General features: G+C 29.6%; 15 protein-coding genes and 1 riboswitch. Of the genes, 3 read left to right on the top strand and 12 right to left on the bottom strand.

What is annotated here, in order from left to right:
- Positions 1 to 309 precede the first annotated feature (309 nt).
- From AZI32_RS18510 to AZI32_RS15410, 7 genes are all read right to left on the bottom strand, one after another.
- On the bottom strand, positions 310 to 468 hold the full coding sequence (locus tag AZI32_RS18510; RefSeq protein WP_162266746.1) for a hypothetical protein: 159 nt from the start codon (positions 466 to 468) through the stop codon (positions 310 to 312).
- Between the two features lie 555 nt (positions 469 to 1,023).
- Entirely contained in the window at positions 1,024 to 3,057 is a 2,034-nt protein-coding gene (locus AZI32_RS15385; RefSeq protein WP_061996667.1) for a methyl-accepting chemotaxis protein, read from the bottom strand.
- Between the two features lie 973 nt (positions 3,058 to 4,030).
- Positions 4,031 to 4,582, bottom strand: coding sequence for an acyltransferase (locus AZI32_RS15390; RefSeq protein WP_061996668.1), 552 nt, complete (start codon positions 4,580 to 4,582; stop codon positions 4,031 to 4,033).
- Positions 4,583 to 4,602: 20 nt separating this feature from the next.
- Positions 4,603 to 5,568: a Gfo/Idh/MocA family oxidoreductase gene (locus AZI32_RS15395; protein ID WP_061996669.1), complete on the bottom strand. Its 966-nt coding sequence runs from the start codon at positions 5,566 to 5,568 to the stop codon at positions 4,603 to 4,605.
- Between the two features lie 1,501 nt (positions 5,569 to 7,069).
- Positions 7,070 to 8,428, bottom strand: coding sequence for a flagellin (locus tag AZI32_RS15400; protein ID WP_061996670.1), 1,359 nt, complete (start codon positions 8,426 to 8,428; stop codon positions 7,070 to 7,072).
- A 176-nt stretch (positions 8,429 to 8,604) separates the two neighbouring features.
- Positions 8,605 to 8,982: a four helix bundle protein gene (locus AZI32_RS15405; RefSeq protein ID WP_061996671.1), complete on the bottom strand. Its 378-nt coding sequence runs from the start codon at positions 8,980 to 8,982 to the stop codon at positions 8,605 to 8,607.
- Positions 8,983 to 9,319: 337 nt separating this feature from the next.
- Entirely contained in the window at positions 9,320 to 9,544 is a 225-nt protein-coding gene (locus tag AZI32_RS15410; RefSeq protein ID WP_010293605.1) for a carbon storage regulator, read from the bottom strand.
- A gap of 1,293 nt (positions 9,545 to 10,837) precedes the next feature.
- On the opposite strand from AZI32_RS15410, the gene AZI32_RS15415 reads away from it, so the two are divergent.
- Positions 10,838 to 12,922, top strand: coding sequence for a methyl-accepting chemotaxis protein (locus tag AZI32_RS15415; RefSeq protein ID WP_061996672.1), 2,085 nt, complete (start codon positions 10,838 to 10,840; stop codon positions 12,920 to 12,922).
- A 55-nt stretch (positions 12,923 to 12,977) separates the two neighbouring features.
- Here AZI32_RS15415 and AZI32_RS15420 read toward each other — a convergent pair whose 3' ends face one another.
- From AZI32_RS15420 to yedE, 3 genes are read right to left on the bottom strand one after another with little or no spacing between them, the layout of a single operon-like run.
- Positions 12,978 to 13,217 (bottom strand): DUF3343 domain-containing protein, encoded by a 240-nt coding sequence (locus AZI32_RS15420; protein ID WP_061996673.1) that lies wholly within the window; start codon positions 13,215 to 13,217, stop codon positions 12,978 to 12,980.
- Positions 13,218 to 13,424, bottom strand: a complete 207-nt coding sequence (locus tag AZI32_RS15425) for a sulfurtransferase TusA family protein (RefSeq protein ID WP_061996674.1) — start codon at positions 13,422 to 13,424, stop codon at positions 13,218 to 13,220. It lies immediately after the preceding gene.
- Positions 13,417 to 14,511 carry a YedE family putative selenium transporter gene (gene yedE / locus AZI32_RS15430; protein ID WP_061996675.1) on the bottom strand — a complete coding sequence of 365 codons (1,095 nt, stop codon included), beginning with the start codon at positions 14,509 to 14,511 and terminating at the stop codon, positions 13,417 to 13,419. Before yedE ends, AZI32_RS15425 begins: the two co-directional genes overlap by 8 nt.
- 143 nt (positions 14,512 to 14,654) lie before the next feature.
- Between yedE and AZI32_RS15435 the strand changes: the two genes are divergently transcribed.
- Complete coding sequence (locus AZI32_RS15435) at positions 14,655 to 15,806, top strand: aminotransferase class V-fold PLP-dependent enzyme (protein WP_061996676.1); 1,152 nt, start codon at positions 14,655 to 14,657, stop codon at positions 15,804 to 15,806.
- A 706-nt stretch (positions 15,807 to 16,512) separates the two neighbouring features.
- Complete coding sequence (locus tag AZI32_RS15440; protein WP_061996677.1) at positions 16,513 to 16,869, top strand: hypothetical protein; 357 nt, start codon at positions 16,513 to 16,515, stop codon at positions 16,867 to 16,869.
- A gap of 137 nt (positions 16,870 to 17,006) precedes the next feature.
- Here AZI32_RS15440 and gltA read toward each other — a convergent pair whose 3' ends face one another.
- Positions 17,007 to 18,398: an NADPH-dependent glutamate synthase gene (gene gltA, locus AZI32_RS15445; protein WP_061996678.1), complete on the bottom strand. Its 1,392-nt coding sequence runs from the start codon at positions 18,396 to 18,398 to the stop codon at positions 17,007 to 17,009.
- Positions 18,398 to 19,246, bottom strand: a complete 849-nt coding sequence (locus tag AZI32_RS15450) for a sulfide/dihydroorotate dehydrogenase-like FAD/NAD-binding protein (RefSeq protein ID WP_061996679.1) — start codon at positions 19,244 to 19,246, stop codon at positions 18,398 to 18,400. Before AZI32_RS15450 ends, gltA begins: the two co-directional genes overlap by 1 nt.
- 330 nt (positions 19,247 to 19,576) lie before the next feature.
- A riboswitch (glycine riboswitch) is annotated at positions 19,577 to 19,700 on the bottom strand.
- Between the last annotated feature and the right edge of the window lie 318 nt (positions 19,701 to 20,018).

A 20,018-nucleotide genomic window follows, 5' to 3' on the forward strand; every position in this document is an offset into this window, starting at 1 on the left:
GTGAGACATGCTCTGAATCGCTTAGAATTCAACACTACATTTTGTATAAAAATATTTTAAAGTTATTGAATAAATTTGAATTTGAGCTTGTTTCCCTATATTTATAGTAATTAAATTTTAAGAGCTACTCTTTATCTTATGGGTATATACCTTTCGTGCCTGTCCCATTTGTTACGGCTGTAAACCTTAAATCTAGCCTTAGTTTGTTTTATATCCTAAACTCAAATTTTACTCCTTTAAATTCAAAAGAAACTGGTATCCCAGTTTCCTCCTAAATTCTAAATTCTTAATCCTTAATCCTTAATTTTTTTATTTTATTCCCATAATAAAATAAACAATTACTACTAGTTTTGGCTCCATCACAAATGGGACAGGCACGGTAAATTTATTTTCTTCGCTAACACTTGATGCTCTCCTAGTTTTATATTTTTTAACTAATAAATCAAAGCCAGTCCCAAACATGTACACAGCAAAGCTGCTATTTTAGGACCGGCTTTGATTAATTTAGGTTTTATTGATAATCTTTCGATTTCACTGTAAAAATAACTTATGGAAAATATACTTTGGTACGCCTGTCCTTCTTGTTATGACTGTAAACTTTGAATATAGCTTTTGTTAGTTTTATATCCCAAACCTAAGATTTTACTCCCTCTAATTCAAAAGAAACTGGCAGTCCAGTTTCCTCCTAAACTCTTAACTATTAATTCTTAACTCTTAACTATTTAAGGGACTGGCTAACTTTTCTTACTTATGGTAATTAAATTTTAAGAGCTACTCTTTATCTTATGGGTATATACCTTTCGTGCCTGTCCCATTTGTTACGGCTGTACATTTTGAATATAGCCTTAGTTTGTTTTATATCCCAAACTCAAATTTTACTCCCTCTAATTCAAAAGAAACTGGCAGTCCAGTTTCATCCTGAACTATTAACTATTAACTGTTATCTCTTAACTATCTAACCCCCAGTTTTCTCCACCTTTGTCCATTGTCAATTTCTATTTAATATATTCTCAACTAATACAATTAAATTTTAAATACCCCTACCTTTTCTTTTAAATTTACTGTTAAATCAACTAAAACTTCTGCTGCCTTAGCTACTTCCTCTGCGGAGCTATTTAATTCTTCTGTTGTTGCTGATACTTCCTCCGTTGTTGCAGATATTTCTTCTGCTATTGCTGTAGAACTTTCTAAATTTCTTGATATAATTTCACTTTCATCACTAACTTCTTGAGAATAATTTTTCATCTCTTCCATTTTAGGTACTATGTCCTTTATAAATTGTCCAATACTTTTAAAGGATTCTATAGTTTTATTTATGCTTTCCCTTTGACTATTAACATCTTGATTCATAATTCTTGTTCCAAATTGCATATTTTGACTTTCTTCTAAAACCTCTTCGATAACTTTAGTTATTTCAATTGCAGAGTTTTTACTTTGCTCAGCAAGCTTTCTTATCTCATCTGCAACAACTGCAAATCCTCTTCCCGCATCTCCTGCTCTAGCTGCTTCAATTGCCGCATTTAATGCTAAAAGATTAGTTTGCTCTGATATATTATTTATAACTGTGGTTATATCATTTACTGAGTTTACTTTGTTATTTACAGTTGCTATTACATTGCTGAACTGTTTAAAATTATCATTAAAATTTTCAATAGAGTTAATTAAGCCTTCCATATCACTATTGCTTTCTTCCACTTCAATTCCTATCTTTTCAGCCATAGTGCTTATATTAGAAACTTCATCATTCATAGAAATAATTTTTTCTTCAAAATTTTTCATAGCTAAATTTATATTAGTAAGTCCATTGCTTTGCTCATCATTTCCTTTTGCAGTTTCCTGTATAGCATGGGCAATATTTTGAGAACCTAAAACCATGTGATTTGAAGAATTATTTAAAACTTTAGATTGCTCAGTTACTACATTACTACTTTCCATAACAGATTTTATAACTTCACCTATAGAGCTTTTACTTTTATGAATAGCTCTATAAATATCTCCTATTTCATTCTCATTTTCTAGTTCTTCCGTTGTAAAATTTAATGTAAAATCTCCTTCTTCCATAGTACCTATAGCATTTTTAATTTTTTCTAAATATCTTCCAAATTTTCTAGATATATTTAATCCTGTAAGTATGGCTAAAACCATCGCTCCTAAAGCTATAATTATCAGTATTTCTTGCATCTTATCTAGACTTTTTAACACCTCAGATTTCTCAATCCAAATACAAGTAACCCATCCATCAGAACCTTTAATAGGTGAATATGATATATATTTATTTTGTTTTTCCACACTGTATTCTTCTACTCCACTATTTCCAGCTATACCATCTTTATGTGCCTTTGCTACAGGTATAGCAATACTATCTGTTTCAGACTGTTTAATTATATTCTCTTTCTTCTCAATATCTTCAAATGTATTACTTAAAACAGTGTATCCATATTGATCTATAACATATATACCACCGCTGTTACCATACTCTATTTCACTAAGTCCTTGCGACATAATTTCTGCATCTTCAGCAACAGTTAAAACACCTATTATTTCGTTGTTATCCTTAATTGGACAACTATATGTAATTACATACTTATTTATTTCATCTAAAAATCTAGTGGATTCTGTATAAATCTCTCCCTGCATAGAACTTTGAAAAAACTTTTCATCTTTAACATTCACACCATTAACACTAGCATTAGAGTGAACATTCCCATCTCTATATGTTATTGAAAAAAATACTATACTTGAATCCTTTTTATAAGGCTCTAACATTTCAATTTTTTTATTTACATCTATGTTTTTATCCTTTACAAAATAAGTATTGCTTAAAAGACTAACCAACTGAATATTTTTTTCATTAGTCTTTCCAATGGTTTGTGAAACCTGTGTCGTCATTGATACCATTGTATTTTTGGTGTTTTCTCCAAGTATTCTTACAGCAACTAAATTCACCATAATAATTACTGCCAATAAAACAGCTAAAAATGCTAAAATAATTTCACTAGTCATCTGTATTTTTATGTTTCTACTAGATAACTTCCTTCTTATTATATTTTTACTCATTTAAACCTCTCCTTATTTTCTCTTTATTCCCAGGTAATATTTTACTCTATTTAAGAATGATTATCAATTACTATTTTTAAATTTTATTAATAACCTTTCGGTTTAACTGTGAAAATTACTCATGGAAAATATACTTAGATACGCCTGTCCTTCTTGTTACGGCTGCGAACCTTGAATATATCTTTAGTTTGTTTTATATCTTCAGCTTAAATTTTCCTCCCTTAAATTAAAAAGAAACTGGAATCCAGTTTCCTCCACCATTGTCAATTGTCCATTGTCAATTTCTTTAAACTTCTTAACTATTTAAGGGGACTGGCTAACTTTTTTATAGGGTTCCAAGTTGACTTTTAAAATTATCCATTCCAAAACTTGGATACCCAAAATAGTGAGACATGCTCTGAATCGCTTAGAATTCAACACTACATTTTGTATAAAAATATTTTAAAGTTATTGAACAAATTTGAATTTGAGCTTGTTTCCCTATATTTATAGTAATTAAATTTAAAGAGCTGATTTTCATTTTATAGCGCTAAACCATTCGTGCCTGTCCCATTTGTTACGGCTGTAAACCCTAAATATAGCTTTAGTTTGTTTTATCTCCCAAATACAAATTTTACTCTCTTAAATTCAAAGAAACTGATACTTCAGTTTCAACCTAAATTGTCAATTGTCCTTTGTCCATTGTCAATTATAATTTATTACAGCTGTAAACCTTAAATCTAGCCTTAGTTTGTTTTATCTCCCAAACTCAAATTTTACTCCCTTAAATTCAAAAGAAACTGGCAGTCCAGTTTCATCCTAAACTCTTAACTGTTAACTTTTAACTATTAACTACCTAAGCCGCATTTGTCAATTATATAACATCTAAACAAGCAAAGAACCAGTACCTGATAGATACGCTGCTTTGCAGCTCAAATACTGGTTCTTTGCTCATTAATTTATTTTAGCTAGTTATTTTATTATAAATTTTTAGCTAAATACTTAATATTCCGTTCTCTTCTTTATATGTCAACTCACATTTATCACAATGGCAATTTTCATCTAATCTATTTCCACACTTACAAACATAACCTATCTTTTTTGCTGGATTCCCTGCCACTAGCTCATAAGGATTTATGTCATCTGTAACAACACTACCTGAGCCTACCATGGCATACTCACCTATGGTTATTCCACATATAACAGTAGAATTTGCTCCTATAGCTGCTCCTTTTTTTATTAATGTTCCTACAACTTCCCAATCATTGTTAAAAGCCCTAGGATACATATCATTTGTAAATGTAACACTAGGTCCTACAAATACATCATCTTCTATAACAACACCATGATACACATTAACCCCATTTTGTATTTTTACATTATTGCCTATAATAGCATCAAAATCTATATAAACATTGGTACCAATTATACAATTCTCCCCTATAAAACAGTTCTCTCTAACTTGAGAATTGTTCCAAATCTTTGTACCATCTTTTATATTGGCATTTTCACTTACTTCTGCACTACTGTGCTTGAAATAACTCATCGCATCACTCCCCCCTATAATTATAAATTTTCATATATTTTTTCCCGTATTTTATTTGCAACTTCTAAAGCTAATAAACCATCTTCACCTTTAATTTTTAAAGGCACATTGTTAACTATAGCATCAACAAAATTTTGATTTTGTTTTAATAAAGATTCTCCAAAATTTATAAAAACTTCTTCTTTACTGTATCTATTAGCGCATCTTATATTATTATTTATATTGCATTTCAGCTGCTTATATATAGTCAAGCTTTTATCTATATAATCAAGCTCATAATAACTATCAATACTATTTAAAGATAAGGTCCTTACCTTTTTTTCACTAACCCTACTTGCTGTAATATCTACAATAATATTATTATTAAATTTAATTAGAGCTGTTGCATGATCACAACTATTATTTAACATTGACTCTTTTTTAATTATCCTGCCCATGGCCTCAATGTTTTTTATATTTTTATCCCCCATAAGCGATAAAACAACATCTATATCATGTATCATTAAGTCTAAAATAACATCAATATCCTGAACTCTATTGTCCATTGGACTCATTCTTTTTACACTAATACCTATTGCTTCCTCTTCTTTAAAAATACCAGCTAGTGCTTCAACTGCTGGATTAAACCTTTCAACATGACCTACTGCAAGTTTTACACCTTTTTCCTTAGCTAACCTTATTAGTTCTTTTCCATCCTCATACTTTAATGTAATTGGTTTTTCTATTAAAACATCCTTACCATTTTCTATAAAAAACTTTGCAACATCATAATGATATACAGTTTGAGTAGCTACTATAACTGCATCCACTTCCTCTAACATATCCTTATAATCGTAAAATCCTTTGAGATTGTATTCCTTTGATACCTTATCAACCTTTTCTCTATCTATATCGCAACATCCAACTAAAGATGTGTTCTTAACCTTACAACAAACCTTAACATGATTACTTCCCATATTGCCTAAACCTATAACCCCTAATCTCATCTTAATTGCCTCCATATCCCTAAATAAATTCATGCACATCTAAAACTTTTATCATAAGTTTTTAATAATAAAGTTTATTCTTCGTTATGAATAAATAAAAATATCACTATCTAACTAGTTGCAAGGACTTGCTGGTTTTCCTGTTTAAATGATTATTATTCATTGTCAAAGTCTTTATTTTTAACTATATAAACATTTATAAAAAAATTTTCCTTATAAAAACCAAGCATTCCTTAATTTTTTTCCTCTATTTAATATATTGAAAACAATAAAACTTTGTTACCTTTCTCATCAAATTAATTTAGGGCTATGGAGATTATTTCAAGGCTTATCACTAACTCTCTCAATCTTAATTAGAAGATTATTTATTAAATACAAAAAACAGTACCTAACAGGCTTTCTACTTTCCTGTTCAAGTACTGGTTCTTTGCTTAGTAACCTATCTTATTTATAATATCTTATTGAATACTAAAGTTTTAACTCCTTCTAATTCAAAGAAACTGGTAATCCAGTTTCCTCCTCAACTCTTAATTATTAATTCTTAACTCTTAACTTTTTTAGGGGGACTGGCTAACTTCTTTTATAGATGGTAATTAAATTTAAAGAGCTGATTTTCATTTTACACCGCTAAACCATTCGTGCCTGTCCCATTTGTTATGGCTGTACATTTTGAATATAACTTTGTTTGTTTTATATCCTAAATACAAATCTTACTCCTTTAAATTCAAAAGAAACTAGTAGCCTACTTTCCTCCTGAATTCTTAATTCATAATTCTTAATCCTTAATTTTCTAAAACTTTCTCCCTCAACTAAGTAAGCAATTTACCAAAGTTCTCCCTCCATAACAAGAGGGACAGACACTTAATTGGCTACTTTACTATACTTTCACATAGATGATTTTAGCTTCTCTCCAATAGCACTCAAAGTTGGTCCCAAACACCTATTTTAGTAACACATCTAAACAATCAAATCTTTACAGTATTAATTCCATAACAAGTGGGACAGGTTCATTTGTAACTACTTTCTTCGCTTAGACTGTAGATTCCACAAATGCTCTATTACAATAACAAAATAAACAAAGAACCAGTACCTGATAGATACGCTGCTTTGCAGCTCAAGTACTGCTTCTTTGCTTAGTAATTTATTTTATCTATCATTTTTATTGAGTAATAAAGTTTTTTATGGTGGTACAACTAAATGAACCTGTCCTTCTTGTTACGGCTGTGAACTTTGAATATATCTTTAGTTAGTTTAATCCCTCAAACTCAAATTTTACTCCCTCTAATTAAAAAGAAACTGGACTAGTGTCCAGTTTCCTCCTAAATTCTTAATTCCTAATTCTTAATCCTTAATTTAACTCTAGTTTCCTCCATCATTGTCAAATGTCAATTCCTAAATAAATTATCCTTTGTCCATTGTCAATTTTTCAAACCTCTTAATCCTTATTTCTTTACACACAAAAAAGGAAACCGATATTTCGGTTTCCTATAATACTCTCAAATTATCTTAATAATTGAAGAACACCTTGTGGTTGTTGGTTAGCTTGTGCAAGCATAGCTTGAGCAGCTTGTTGTAATATATTGTTTTTAGAGAATGTCATCATTTCTTTAGCCATGTCAACGTCTCTAATTCTTGATTCTGCTGCTGTTAAGTTTTCTGAAGATGTTCCTAAGTTGTTGATTGTATGTTCTAATCTGTTTTGAACAGCACCTAGTTTTGATCTTTCAGAAGATACTTTATCAATTGCACTTTGAATAGTTGTAACTGCTTTATCAGATTTATCTGCATCTGAAAGGTCTAATCCACTAACTCCTAGAGCTTCTGCACTCATATTTCCTATTGAAAGGGATATGTTTTGTCCTTCATTAGCTCCAATTTGTAAATTCATTCCTACTGAAGTTACATTAACTTTACCTGCCTCTGCTTTAGTTTGTAATACTTCTATTTGTAAACCTTCTGCTCCATCTACTCCACTTATTGTAACAGTATTTCCTTTACCTTCTATTTCTTTACCACCTACTGTTATTTTAGCATTAGTTCCAGCACCAGGTGTTGCATCTACAAAATTATCTTTAGCTGCAGCATCATCTTGTACTTTTAATGTTGAATTTGATCCAACTTCATTTGAAGTAATAACTAATTTGTTTCCAGCATTTGCTGAAGCTACAGCATCTATTCCTGCTTTCTTTAATTCCTCATTAACCTTATCCACTATATCAGCTGCAGCAGTACCATTTGCTAATTTTATTTCTTTATCTCCAATTTTAATTGTTACCTCTTCAGTTGTATCTGCATTAGTAGCTACTGCTGTTGTTGCTGTTGCTCCTGTTGCTGTTTTTACATCTGTTATATCTAGTTCAGTTCCAACTTTTGTTTTATCTGAACTGCCAGTTACTTTTATTACATCCTTTAAATTATCGCTTATTTCAGCTTTTACATCAGTGTCTCCGTTTAAAAGTTTTTTAGTGTTGAATTCTGTTGTATTAGATATTCTGTTTATTTCTGATGTTAATTGTTCTATTTCTTTTTGGATTTGTCCTCTGTCTGAAGTATTGTTTGTATCGTTACCACCTTGTACTGCTAATTCTCTCATTCTTTGAAGAATGCTATGAGTTTCATTCAATGCACCTTCAGCTGTTTGAATTAATGATATACCATCTTGAGAGTTTCTTTGGGCTTGGTCAAGTCCTCTGATTTGTCCTCTCATTTTTTCAGATATAGCTAGTCCTGCAGCGTCATCTCCAGCTCTATTTATTCTTAATCCTGAAGAAAGTTTCTCCATAGATTTACCAGCTGCTCCTGTGTTTCCTACCATGCTTCTGTGAGCATTTAATGCGTTCATATTGTGATTAATTATCATAATAAAATACCTCCTTGATTATGCTGTACAATTCCTTTTGTACAAATAATTTATTAATTTTGTTTATATAATTAACTCCATAAGGAATTATTATTAAATTAAGAATTAAGAGTTAAGAATTAAGAATGATGGTTGTTTTTATGCATTTGCATAAGAAACTTTAAATCTTTCAGTTATTATCCTGTATTTCGTTCATCATTTTTAATGTTATCTCTAATTGTTTTTACAATTGATCTAAGAATTCTATTTATTTCTTTGCACTCATTTATTAATGTCTTAGAATGATTTCTATCTATATAGTTAGTAGCAATTAGTAACTTAATCCAATACTGTGTTTCAGCTGCTTCTTTAAGCGCTATATTCATTTTAGATAAGAAATCTTTTTTGCTTTGTGCTACTATTGCTTCGTTTATGTTTGCACCTATGCTTGTTCCAGATCGAAGAACTTGTTTTGATAGGATAAATTCTTTTTTCTGATTTGATAGATATTTATAAAGTTTTACTATTTCTATGGCAAAGTTAAATGTTTTTTCATATATTAAATTTTCTTTCACTATTAACCTCCTAAATTTATTAATACATCTAAATACTAGACATGCTTAACTCAATTTATTCAGTTGATAATGCAATGTATACTTTATTCCCCCATAAGGACTTTAGCATAAAAAATTTTTGCCACAAAACAAAAGAACGATATTCTTCAAATCCTAGCTTCCTGCTAATTTTTAAAGAAAATCGTTCTTCCTAAACGCTTTTCACCATATTAAATTCAAACTTAAATAGGAGCTTACTTTCCTATATAAGTAACAAACAGCTATACATACTATTTGAAAGAAAGTGGATTTCACTTTCATCCATAATTGTCAATTGTCAATTCTCAAATGTCCATTGCTATATAGTTGTTCTTTCTTTTATACCATTCTTCTCAATGTCTTTCTCTGAAATTTGAAATTGTTTTTCTTCCCAAACTTCACCTCTTGTAATTTTAACCTCTTTCGGTGCATCTATAGCAAGTCTTAAGTGACCATCCTCGCTTTTAATAACTTGCACCTTTACGTCTAAACCATTATAGTTTACAACTATATATTCTCCAGGTTTACGACCTAACACTAGCATTTTTATGAATCCCCCTAAACGAAATTAACTGATAAGAAGAGCAATTTTTTACTCCCTCTGGCATCCTGCCAGAAAACATAACATCATTGCTATCTTCTGTATCTGCTAATTTTAACTAAGGCATATGAAAAGAAATAAAAAGACAAGGTTTCAAAACATATTTGTTTGTGAATGTTGACTTATTATTTATTTTATTATGCCCAATATGTGATAACTAAAAATCATTAACTTGTTCTTGGTCTCACTACATTTATCGTTGAGAAAAAAACATACTTTATATATTATTTTTATTTTTTATAAAATATTTTACAAAAAATTTTTAGTGATTATTTTAGCTAAAACGTACCACTAAAAGTATATAATAACTAAAGAAAATAATCAACAATATTTACCATATATTACTTGATTTACTATATAGAATTTTCTACTTTTTTCTCTATATAGGACTGGCTTTGATTGCTTTAGGTTTTATAGATAACCTTTCGATTTCACTGTGAAAATAACTTATGGAAAATATACTTTGGTACGCCTGTCCTTCTTGTTATGGCTACACATTTTGAAAATATTACATATTTCAAGTTAAAAGCTAAGAGTGAATAGTTAATAGTTGTGGTTATTACTACTCACTTCGTTCCTAGTAATTCTCAACGTATTTTTGAATCTAGTTTTACTAACAAAATCTAAGTAAGCAGTAAATTATAATCTTAGCTCCATAACAAATGGGACAGGCACGATAAATTTATTTTCTTGGCTAACACTTGATGCTCTTCTAGCTTTATATATTTCAACTAATAACACAAAGCCAGTCCCGAACATCTACGCAGCAAAGCTACTTTATTTCAAAGAAAGTGGTTTTCCACTTTCATCCTGAACTATTAACTATTAATTCTTAACTCTTAACTATCTACGGGACTGGCTAGCTTTTCTTACTTATGGTAACTAAATCTAAAGAGTTACTCTCTATTTTATGGGTATACACCATTCGTGCCTGTCCCATTTGTTACGGCTGTAAAACCTGAATCTAACTTTGTTTAATTTAATATCACAAACCTAGAATTTACTCTCTCTAAATTCTAAGAAACTGGTAGTCCAGTTTCATCCTGAACTATTAACTTTTAATTCTTAACTCTTAACTATCTAAACTCCAGTTTCCTCCATCATTGTCAATTATATAAGTGGTTATTACTTTTCCCCATGTATTTTTATTTATTTATATTTATGTTAAATTCATCAAGAAAAGATTTTTTCAAACGATAATTAATACTAAATAATATTTTAGGTAGGTGAATAAATATGAAGAAATTATCAAGAGATAGTATAAAAGTTAAACTTATTTCATCGTTTTTATTTCTAATTTTGATATTAATGATTTTGGTAAATAGTATAGTTTATTTCATTATATCTAATGAAACGAAAGTTAGCTTCACAAAATCAACAACAGATCATCTAGATTTAGTTGATACATATTTAAATGAGTATATTGATGAGGTTAAAAACAATGTTAAAATGCTTTCTAATTCTGAACTAGTTTCAAATATAGATTCAAGAGTAACCTCATACATAGACAAGAAAGGAACAAATGGCTTAGTTGAAATGACTCCTTTAAAAAATAATTCTTATGAAGCAACTTTATATAAGGAATTTGAAAACATAACTAAAACTCATGAAGGGTTTGAAAATGTTAATATAGGAGTGGCTGAAAATGGTGGCTATTTACAATATCCTGCTTCATCTAGAAAGGAAGGCTACGATCCAAGAACAAGAGATTGGTATAAGGCAGCTCTTTCAAATCCAGATGAAGTTGCAGTTACAGATGTATATACTACCTCTTCTGGAGATATTGTTGTATCTGTTATTTCTGCAATAAAAGATGCAAATAGTAAAATTAAAGGTGTTGTAGGAATAGATGTTAAACTTAATAATATGTCTGCTCTTATAAATAATATAAAATTAGGAGAAAGCGGTTATATCGTTCCTGTTGATAAAAATGGAACTATTCTAGCCCATCCTAAAGACACTTCATTAATAAGCAAAAAGTTAGACGACTTAAAAATCAACGGTTTAAGCGATATTAATAATCTACCTACAAAATTAATAGATACTAAAATGGATGATGGAAAAAACTACTCAGTTAGTATATATAAATCAAAAAATAGTAGCTTAAATTGGAATTATGTATATTTAATTGAAACAAGTGAGTTTTCAAAAACTGCTAACCATATAGGAATGATTATAATTGGACTAGTTGTCATAACTATAATAATTGCTATTTTATTATGTTTTAATATAGCAAATAGGATAACTAAACCTATACTTTATTTTGAAAACCACTTAGGAACAATTGGACAAGGTGATTTTACTAAATCAATTCCTGAAATATACTTAAAAAATAAATCTGAAATAGGTGGAATTGCAAATTCTATTAACACAATGCAAGAATCTATAAAATCTATGATTTCTAGTGTTAAAGATAATTCTAAAACAATTGATATGGAAACTGGCAAATTATTTTCATCAGCTGAGGCCATAGCTGCTTCTTCTAGTGATGTTGCCTATTCCATTAATGACATTGCAAAAGGAACTACTAACCAAGCTGAAGAACTTATAGAAATTGCAAGCACTTTAAAAAACTTTGGTTCTGAAGTTCAAGGAATTGTTGAAGCTATATTTGATATAAATGAAAATTCTAAGGATATCAGCAGTATAGCTAGTAATAGTAGTGATAAAATGCATCAATTAGATGTTTCAGTTAATGATATAAGTAAAAGTTTTAAAAACTTTTCTACTGACATAGCTTCCTTAGGTGCAAATGTAAAAAAAGTTAATGAAATAACTAATTTAATAAACAACATAGCAGACCAAACTAGCCTACTTGCACTTAACGCAGCAATTGAAGCTGCACGTGCTGGTGAAAGTGGAAAAGGATTTGCCGTTGTAGCAGATGAAATTAGACAACTAGCTGATCAAAGTAAACATTCTGCTGAAGATATAAATAAAATTATTTGTGGTATCTCTAAAGAAACAGAAGTGATTGTAGAAAATACTGATATAATGGATGATGAATTAAATACTCAAACTGAAGTTATTCATTCAACTATAGAAGTATTCAATAGCATAATTCAAGCTATAAATATTGTACTTCCGAAAGTTAATGATGTAAGCAAATCATCAGATAAAATTAATGATGGAAAAAACAGCATCTTAACCATGGTAGAAAATACATCTGCAGTTTCTGAAGAAGTTTGTGCATCAGCTGAAGAAATATCAGCAGCTTCTGAGGAAGCCAGTGCAGTAACTACTGAGGTATCAAAAGCTACTGAAAAACTAAGAACAATGACAAACAATATGTTAAAAAAGGTTGATGAATTTAAAATATAATATGCCTTAATCAAAAACAAAGCTATTTTAACAATTGTTAAAATAGCTTTATTTTTTATATATCAAAGTCTTTAAATAGTTCATAACCTTTTTCTTTTACTTTGAAAATTTTTTCTATATCTTCATCATAAATTTTTTCTATATTTTTTTCGTATAAAAATTTTACCCCTATTCCACAATTAGAGCTTACTTTTCTTGGTACAGGCAATGCTTCATTTTCTATATTGTTTTTTGTTAGATATCTTTTAAATTTTATTGCTCCTGAGTGGGTAAAAAAAGTAGCTAAGTAATTCATTTATTTTTTTGCCTCTATCATAAATTCTTCATTATCTTCTTTTACTGAAACATTATATCCTGCATTTTTCATAAATCTTTGCACATTATTACATGCTGTAGTATTGTCTACTAATACTATAATTCCATCTTTATTTTCTTCTAAAGCTTTTTTAGTCATTAATACTGGTTGAGGACAAGATACTCCTCTTGCATCTACTTTAATCAACTGAAACTCCCCCTTTTACATTTTTATCAGATTTTACTTTAACATCCTTTGCCATACTAAAATATGATATTGCACCTAGTGCTACTAAACATAATATTACAGCAATTTGTCCAGTTGGAGTTGGGCCTTTTGGTGATGATGCAAGTTTAAAGTTATGGCAAAATGCAGCTCCAACAAACATTCCTAAAACAGTTATAACTGAATCAACGTTACCTTCACCAGAAAGAACTAATTGTCTCATTGGGCATCCCCCTAAAAGAACTGAACCCCAACCTGCAACTACCATACCTAAGAAATTCCAAATCCAATCTGTATGGGCTACTGGCTGATTTGCAAATCCTGGAGTGAAAAATCCAAAGGCTAGATTTCCTAAAAATGCAGCTATTAACATAGCTAAAAATCCTAATAATAAGTATGAGTCTTTAAATAAAATCATATCTCTTATTCCACCAACCATACAAAGTCTAGTTCTTTGACAAATAACTCCAACAACTAATCCTACTGCCAAAGCAATCCATATTGGTGAATGTTGAGAACCTGGACCTTCTTTAGAAAATATTAATAAGCTTGAACCTGCAGCTAACATAATAAATAGTCCTATATTTATTATTGGAAATACATATCCCTCTAGTTTAGTTTGCTTATAATTTCTTTTTAAAGTAAATCCTCTATTTAAGAAGTATATTCCTACTATAATTCCAACAGCAAAACCAATTATTCCAAATATAGCATTAAAATCTCCACCTGCTAGTCTTAGTACCATTCTTGTTGGACATCCAAGGAACATTAAAGCCCCTATCATAACCATTGCACCTAAAATAAACCTTAGAAATGGTGAAGAACCTCCCTTAGTAGAAAATTCTTTATTAACTAAAGCTATACCAAATGCACCAAGTACCATTCCAATTATTTCTGGTCTCACATACTGTACTATTTCTGCCTTATGTAGTCCTAACCCACCAGAAATATCTCTTATAAAACATGCAATACAAATCCCCATGTTTTTTGGATTACCACAATAAACTGAAAGTACTCCTAAAATACCAATTATTGCACCACCTAAAATAATCCCTCTTTTTTCTTTCATAGTTTACTCATCCCCCTTTTTTTGATAATATTTTACATGTATTGAACATCATGTTAATTCTAACAAATATTCCATAATATATTAAATTTAAATGGCTAATAGATAATATCTATCTATTATTTTTATAAATAAGGAGGTTTCTAATGAGAAAAATATACTTAGATAATGGAGCAACATCTTTTCCTAAAGCTCCTGATCTTGCAAATGCAATTTCAAATTATATAACTAATATAGGTTGTAATATAAATAGAGGTGCTTATTTTGATGCCTTAGAAGCAGAAGATACTGTTTTTGAGACTCGTGAATTATTATGTGACCTTTTTAACTTTAATAAATGTGAAAATGTAATTTTTACACCTAGTATAACTTATAGTTTAAACATGGTATTAAAAGGCATGCTAGAAAGTAAGGACCATATTATTATTTCATCAATGGAACATAATGCAGTAATGCGTCCCCTTTCATCACTAAAGGATAATGGAGTTACTTTTTCTAAAGTTCAATGTAACAGTTTAGGCTATTTAAAGGCTGTGGATATTGAAAATGCTATAACACCTAATACTAAAGCAGTAGTAATTACCCATGCCTCTAATGTATGTGGTTCCATACTACCATTAAAAGATATTGGTTCTATATGTAAAAAACATAATTTAATTTTCATAGTAGATTCTGCTCAAAGTGCTGGAACTTTAAATATAGACATGATGGATTTAAACATAGATGTCCTTTGTTTCACTGGACATAAAGGATTATTAGGCCCGCAAGGTATTGGAGGTTTTTTAATAAAAAAAAATATTGTGCCTTTAGTTAAACCGATTATAGAAGGTGGAACTGGAAGTCTATCCGAATTAGAAGTACAACCTACATATATGCCTGACAAATTTGAAAGTGGAACATCAAATATTCCTGGTATATTTGGGCTTAATGCTTCACTAAAGTATTTGAATAAAATAGGAGTTAATTCTATTTATGAAAAGGAATTAGAACTTACAAAAACTTTTATTGAAGGAATCAAAAATATAGATGCTAATTTATTAGTAGGTAGTGATTCTACTGATAATAGAACTGCTGTAGTTTCTCTTGATTTCAAAGAATTGGATAACGGTATTGTTTGCCACAGATTAAATAAAGAATATGGAATTTCAACTAGAAGTGGACTTCACTGTGCCCCATCAGCACATAAAACACTTGGAACATTTCCAGATGGAACTGTGAGATTTAGCTTTGGACACTTTAATACTGTTGAAGATATAAAATACACATTAAATGCTATAAATAATATTTTATTAAAATAAATTTTTTTGTCAAAAATCTATACACTAATTTTCTAAAGTTAGTCAATTCAATTACATTTTTCCCTAATTTTATTTTCATTGTTGATTAATGTAACTTTGTAACTGTTAGTAACTTTGTTTTTGACAATAATTATCCACAAATAAGCGAAACTATTCACAATAAATTGTGAATAGTTTGACTTTTATGCCCATAGCCTGTGTATTACTTGATAAATTCATAGTTATATAATAAAATAATAGTTGCATTTTGTAGAATTTTGGATGTTTTATAATTTTATTTATTCAAATTATCTACAAAATCTACATTTAATTCCATATGTAATTTTTATACTTGTTAATAAAGTGTACTAGTTATGGACTTATCCACAGGCTTAGTTTAAATTTTCAAAAAATTATCAACATTTCATATACATACCTGTGCATAATGTGATTACATATTTTTGTATTTTACGTTTTGTATATTTTTTTAATTATATAAGGTTCAAAACTAAAATTTTAAATTATATATGGTTCCAAGTTGACTTTTTAAATTATCCATTCCAAAACTTGGACCACTATACATTTACCAAGTTATAATTTTAAAATTAAATGAGAACATATACTTATACTTCACTTTTCTCTGTTAAAATTAAATCCTTAGTATATAATTTTAATTTAAAGTTTTTTAAATATATATTACTATTACTATTAAACGGTGGTGTTTTTTATGATTAAAGCGTTGCAAAATAAAAATTTATCTTATGATGAATACATATATACTCTAAAAAAGATAATAGAAAATATAAATAGTGGTTCTGGTTTAGTTGGTTTATGTGAAGAAATGGGCAATAAGGATGTTATTGATGATTTTAATAGTCATCCTATAAATACAGGTGACTTAAAAGCAAGAGATCCAAAAACTCAGCCCTGCCCTATGGATTTAAGATTACAAGATGGTAAAGAACATAAATCCTATACTGGTTGTTTCTATCATTGTGGTTATAAAGAGTATTTAAATTTAACTAAAAAAGAACAAATCAATTTAATAGAAGATTTAATATCAAAAAAACAGAACTCAAATTGAGTTCTGTTTTTTTGAAACAAAATTAAATAATAAATGTTTAAACAATGAAACTTTTTAAATTTTTTATATGTAAACTCATATCCTCCTAAAAATTAGGAGGATATGAATCCATACCTTATTTAGTTGAAGAAATTTTTTTAGTTTTCTTCTAAATCTTTTATCATTGCAGCAGCAGCTTTTTTACCAGCTTCCATAGCAAGGATAACTGTTGCAGCTCCTGTTACAGCATCTCCACCAGCGTATACTCTAGCTTTTGAAGTTTTTCCTGTTTCTTCATCAGCTACGATACATTTCCATTTATTTACGTCTAATCCTTCTGTTGTTGAAGGTATTAATGGGTTTGGAGATGTTCCTAATGACATTATTACAGTGTCACAATCTATAACAAACTCTGAACCTGGTACTTCTACTGGTCTTCTTCTTCCAGATGCATCAGCTTCTCCAAGTTCCATTCTTATGCATTTCATTCCTTTAACCCAACCAGTTTCATCGCCTAAGATTTCAACTGGATTAACTAGAAGGTCAAAGATAATGCCTTCTTCCTTAGCGTGATGTACTTCTTCAGCTCTTGCTGGAAGTTCTGATTCACTTCTTCTATATACTATATGAGTTTCTGAACCTAATCTTAATGCTGTTCTAGCAGAATCCATAGCAACGTTTCCGCCACCTACAACACAAACTCTTTTTCCTGATTTTATTGGTGTTGGTGAATCTTCTTTGAAAGCTTTCATTAAGTTGTTTCTTGTTAAAAATTCATTTGCAGATACAACTCCGTTTAAGTTTTCTCCGTTAATTCCCATGAATTTTGGAAGACCAGCACCTGAACCTATAAATATAGCTTCAAATTTTTCGTCTCTTATTAATTCATCTATAGTAACAGTTTTTCCTACTATTACATTTGTCTCTATTTTAACTCCTAATTTTCTTAGGTTGTTTATTTCATGCTTAACAACTGTTTCTTTTGGTAATCTGAATTCAGGAATTCCATAAACTAAAACTCCACCTGGTTCATGTAATGCTTCAAATACAGTTACATCATAACCAGCTTTAGCCATTTCACCTGCAGCAGTTATTCCAGCAGGGCCTGAACCTATAACAGCAACTTTTTTACTATTTTTAGCTTTAGTTTCTGAAAGATCTACATCATGTTCTCTTGACCAATCAGCAACAAATCTTTCAAGCTTACCAATTGCAACAGCTTCTCCTTTTATTCCAAGTACACATTTGCTTTCACATTGTAGTTCTTGAGGACAAACTCTACCACAAACAGCTGGTAGTGCAGTATATCTATTTAATATTTTTGCAGCTTCTTCAAAATTTTCTTCTGCAACTTCATGTACAAATGAAGGTATATCTATTGATACTGGACATTTGCTAACACATGGTTTGTTTTTACAGTTTAAGCATCTTGATGCTTCTTTTACCGCTTCTTCTTCATTATATCCTAAACAAACTTCTTTAAAGTTTTTAGCTCTTGCTTTTGCATCTTGCTCTGATATTGGAGTTCTTTTCATTCTATCTACTGCCATTACTTGTTACCTCCTAATCTACAGCTTTTTTCAGCTTCTTCTGCTTTATACATTCCAGATCTTTTTAATGCCTCATCAAAATCTACCTTATGTCCATCAAATTCTGGTCCTTCAACGCAAGCAAATCTAGTTTTTCCATCAACAGTAATTCTGCAAGCTCCACACATTCCAGTTCCATCTACCATTATTGGGTTCATGCTTACTATTGTTGGTAAATTTAATTTTTCTGTTAATTTACATACAAATTTCATCATTATCATTGGTCCTATTGACACAACTAAATCGTATTTCTTACCACCATTTACTAACTCTTCTAATTGGTTAGTAACCATTCCTTTAAATCCGTATGATCCATCATCTGTACAAGTATAAACATTACATGCAACAGTTTTCATTTGATCTTCTAGGATTACCATGTCTTTATTTTTGAATCCCATTATTACATCAGCATTTACACCGTGCTCATGTAACCATTTTACTTGTGGATAAACTGGAGCCGAACCAACTCCCCCTGATATGAATAGTATGTTCTTTTTCTTTAGTTCTTCTATGTTTTCATGTAATAATTCTGATTCCATTCCTAATGGTCCAACAAAGTCATGAAGATAGTCACCTTCATTAAGCTTTTCTAAATCCTTAGTAGAACATCCTATAGTTTGTACAACTATTGTAACTGTTCCTTTGTCTGTGTTTGTATCACAAATTGTTAATGGAACTCTCTCACCATTCTCATCATTTCTTATAATTACAAATTGACCAGGCTTAGCAGATTTAGCAACTCTTGGTGCTTCTATATTCATTAAGAATATATTTTCTGCTAAATCTCTTTTTTCTGCTATTTTGTACATATCCACTTCCTCCAAACTCAAAATAATATTGTTTGTCTACCTTATTATTAATTATCTTTTCACTAATTAAACTTATAATTTATATAAATTGTTTTAAAACAAGTTTTAACTTATATAGGGGGTTCCAAGTTGACTTTTAAAATCATACATTCCAAAACTTGGATAACCAAAATAGTGAGACATGCTCCGAATCCCTTCAAATTCAACACTATATTTTGTATGAAAATATTTTAAAGCTATTGAATAAATTTAAATTGGAGCTTGTTTCCCTATATTTATCCAATAATAAATAAAAAAAGGGACCTTGTAAATAGACACAACAATAAAGAGCTATTTACACCTGTCCTTTTATCTGAAAGTTTCCCCCAAAGCTGAAAATTCGAGTTTCTTCTTCGATGCCACATAATCACATTTTCACTTTTTCCGTGCTTGTAGTCTCTCCAGGTTTATGTCCAATTGTTGTGCTGTACTTAAATAGTGCATATGGCTACTATTCATTTTTCTTCATTATATATGTTAAACATTTTCATGCTTAATAAAACCAGCTTTCTTCAACAATCTTCATTCATACCTTATTAACTTCTCAATTACTATTTTATAATCTTATATTAATATAGTCAATAACAATTAAGTATATTATTTGAATCTTTTAATTTATATATAAATTAAAACTAATTTTGCCACATTCAATTATGTACTATAATAGTGCAAAAATACTTGAATAATTTTACAACTGAATAAAATAAAAAACATTTATGATAAATCCTTGTTA

Source organism: Clostridium sp. ATCC 25772, assembly GCF_001573875.1.
Lineage (GTDB): Bacteria > Bacillota > Clostridia > Clostridiales > Clostridiaceae > Clostridium_J > Clostridium_J senegalense.

What these genes read in the sequence shown, in the direction of transcription:
- AZI32_RS15385 (WP_061996667.1), bottom strand. Translation starts at nt 3,057, where the DNA reads ATGAGTAAAAATATAATAAGAAGGAAGTTATCTAGTAGAAACATAAAA.
- AZI32_RS15390 (WP_061996668.1), bottom strand. Translation starts at nt 4,582, where the DNA reads ATGAGTTATTTCAAGCACAGTAGTGCAGAAGTAAGTGAAAATGCCAAT.
- AZI32_RS15395 (WP_061996669.1), bottom strand. Translation starts at nt 5,568, where the DNA reads ATGAGATTAGGGGTTATAGGTTTAGGCAATATGGGAAGTAATCATGTT.
- AZI32_RS15400 (WP_061996670.1), bottom strand. Translation starts at nt 8,428, where the DNA reads ATGATAATTAATCACAATATGAACGCATTAAATGCTCACAGAAGCATG.
- AZI32_RS15410 (WP_010293605.1), bottom strand. Translation starts at nt 9,544, where the DNA reads ATGCTAGTGTTAGGTCGTAAACCTGGAGAATATATAGTTGTAAACTAT.
- AZI32_RS15415 (WP_061996672.1), top strand. Translation starts at nt 10,838, where the DNA reads ATGAAGAAATTATCAAGAGATAGTATAAAAGTTAAACTTATTTCATCG.
- AZI32_RS15420 (WP_061996673.1), bottom strand. Translation starts at nt 13,217, where the DNA reads ATGAATTACTTAGCTACTTTTTTTACCCACTCAGGAGCAATAAAATTT.
- yedE (WP_061996675.1), bottom strand. Translation starts at nt 14,511, where the DNA reads ATGAAAGAAAAAAGAGGGATTATTTTAGGTGGTGCAATAATTGGTATT.
- AZI32_RS15435 (WP_061996676.1), top strand. Translation starts at nt 14,655, where the DNA reads ATGAGAAAAATATACTTAGATAATGGAGCAACATCTTTTCCTAAAGCT.
- AZI32_RS15440 (WP_061996677.1), top strand. Translation starts at nt 16,513, where the DNA reads ATGATTAAAGCGTTGCAAAATAAAAATTTATCTTATGATGAATACATA.
- gltA (WP_061996678.1), bottom strand. Translation starts at nt 18,398, where the DNA reads ATGGCAGTAGATAGAATGAAAAGAACTCCAATATCAGAGCAAGATGCA.
- AZI32_RS15450 (WP_061996679.1), bottom strand. Translation starts at nt 19,246, where the DNA reads ATGTACAAAATAGCAGAAAAAAGAGATTTAGCAGAAAATATATTCTTA.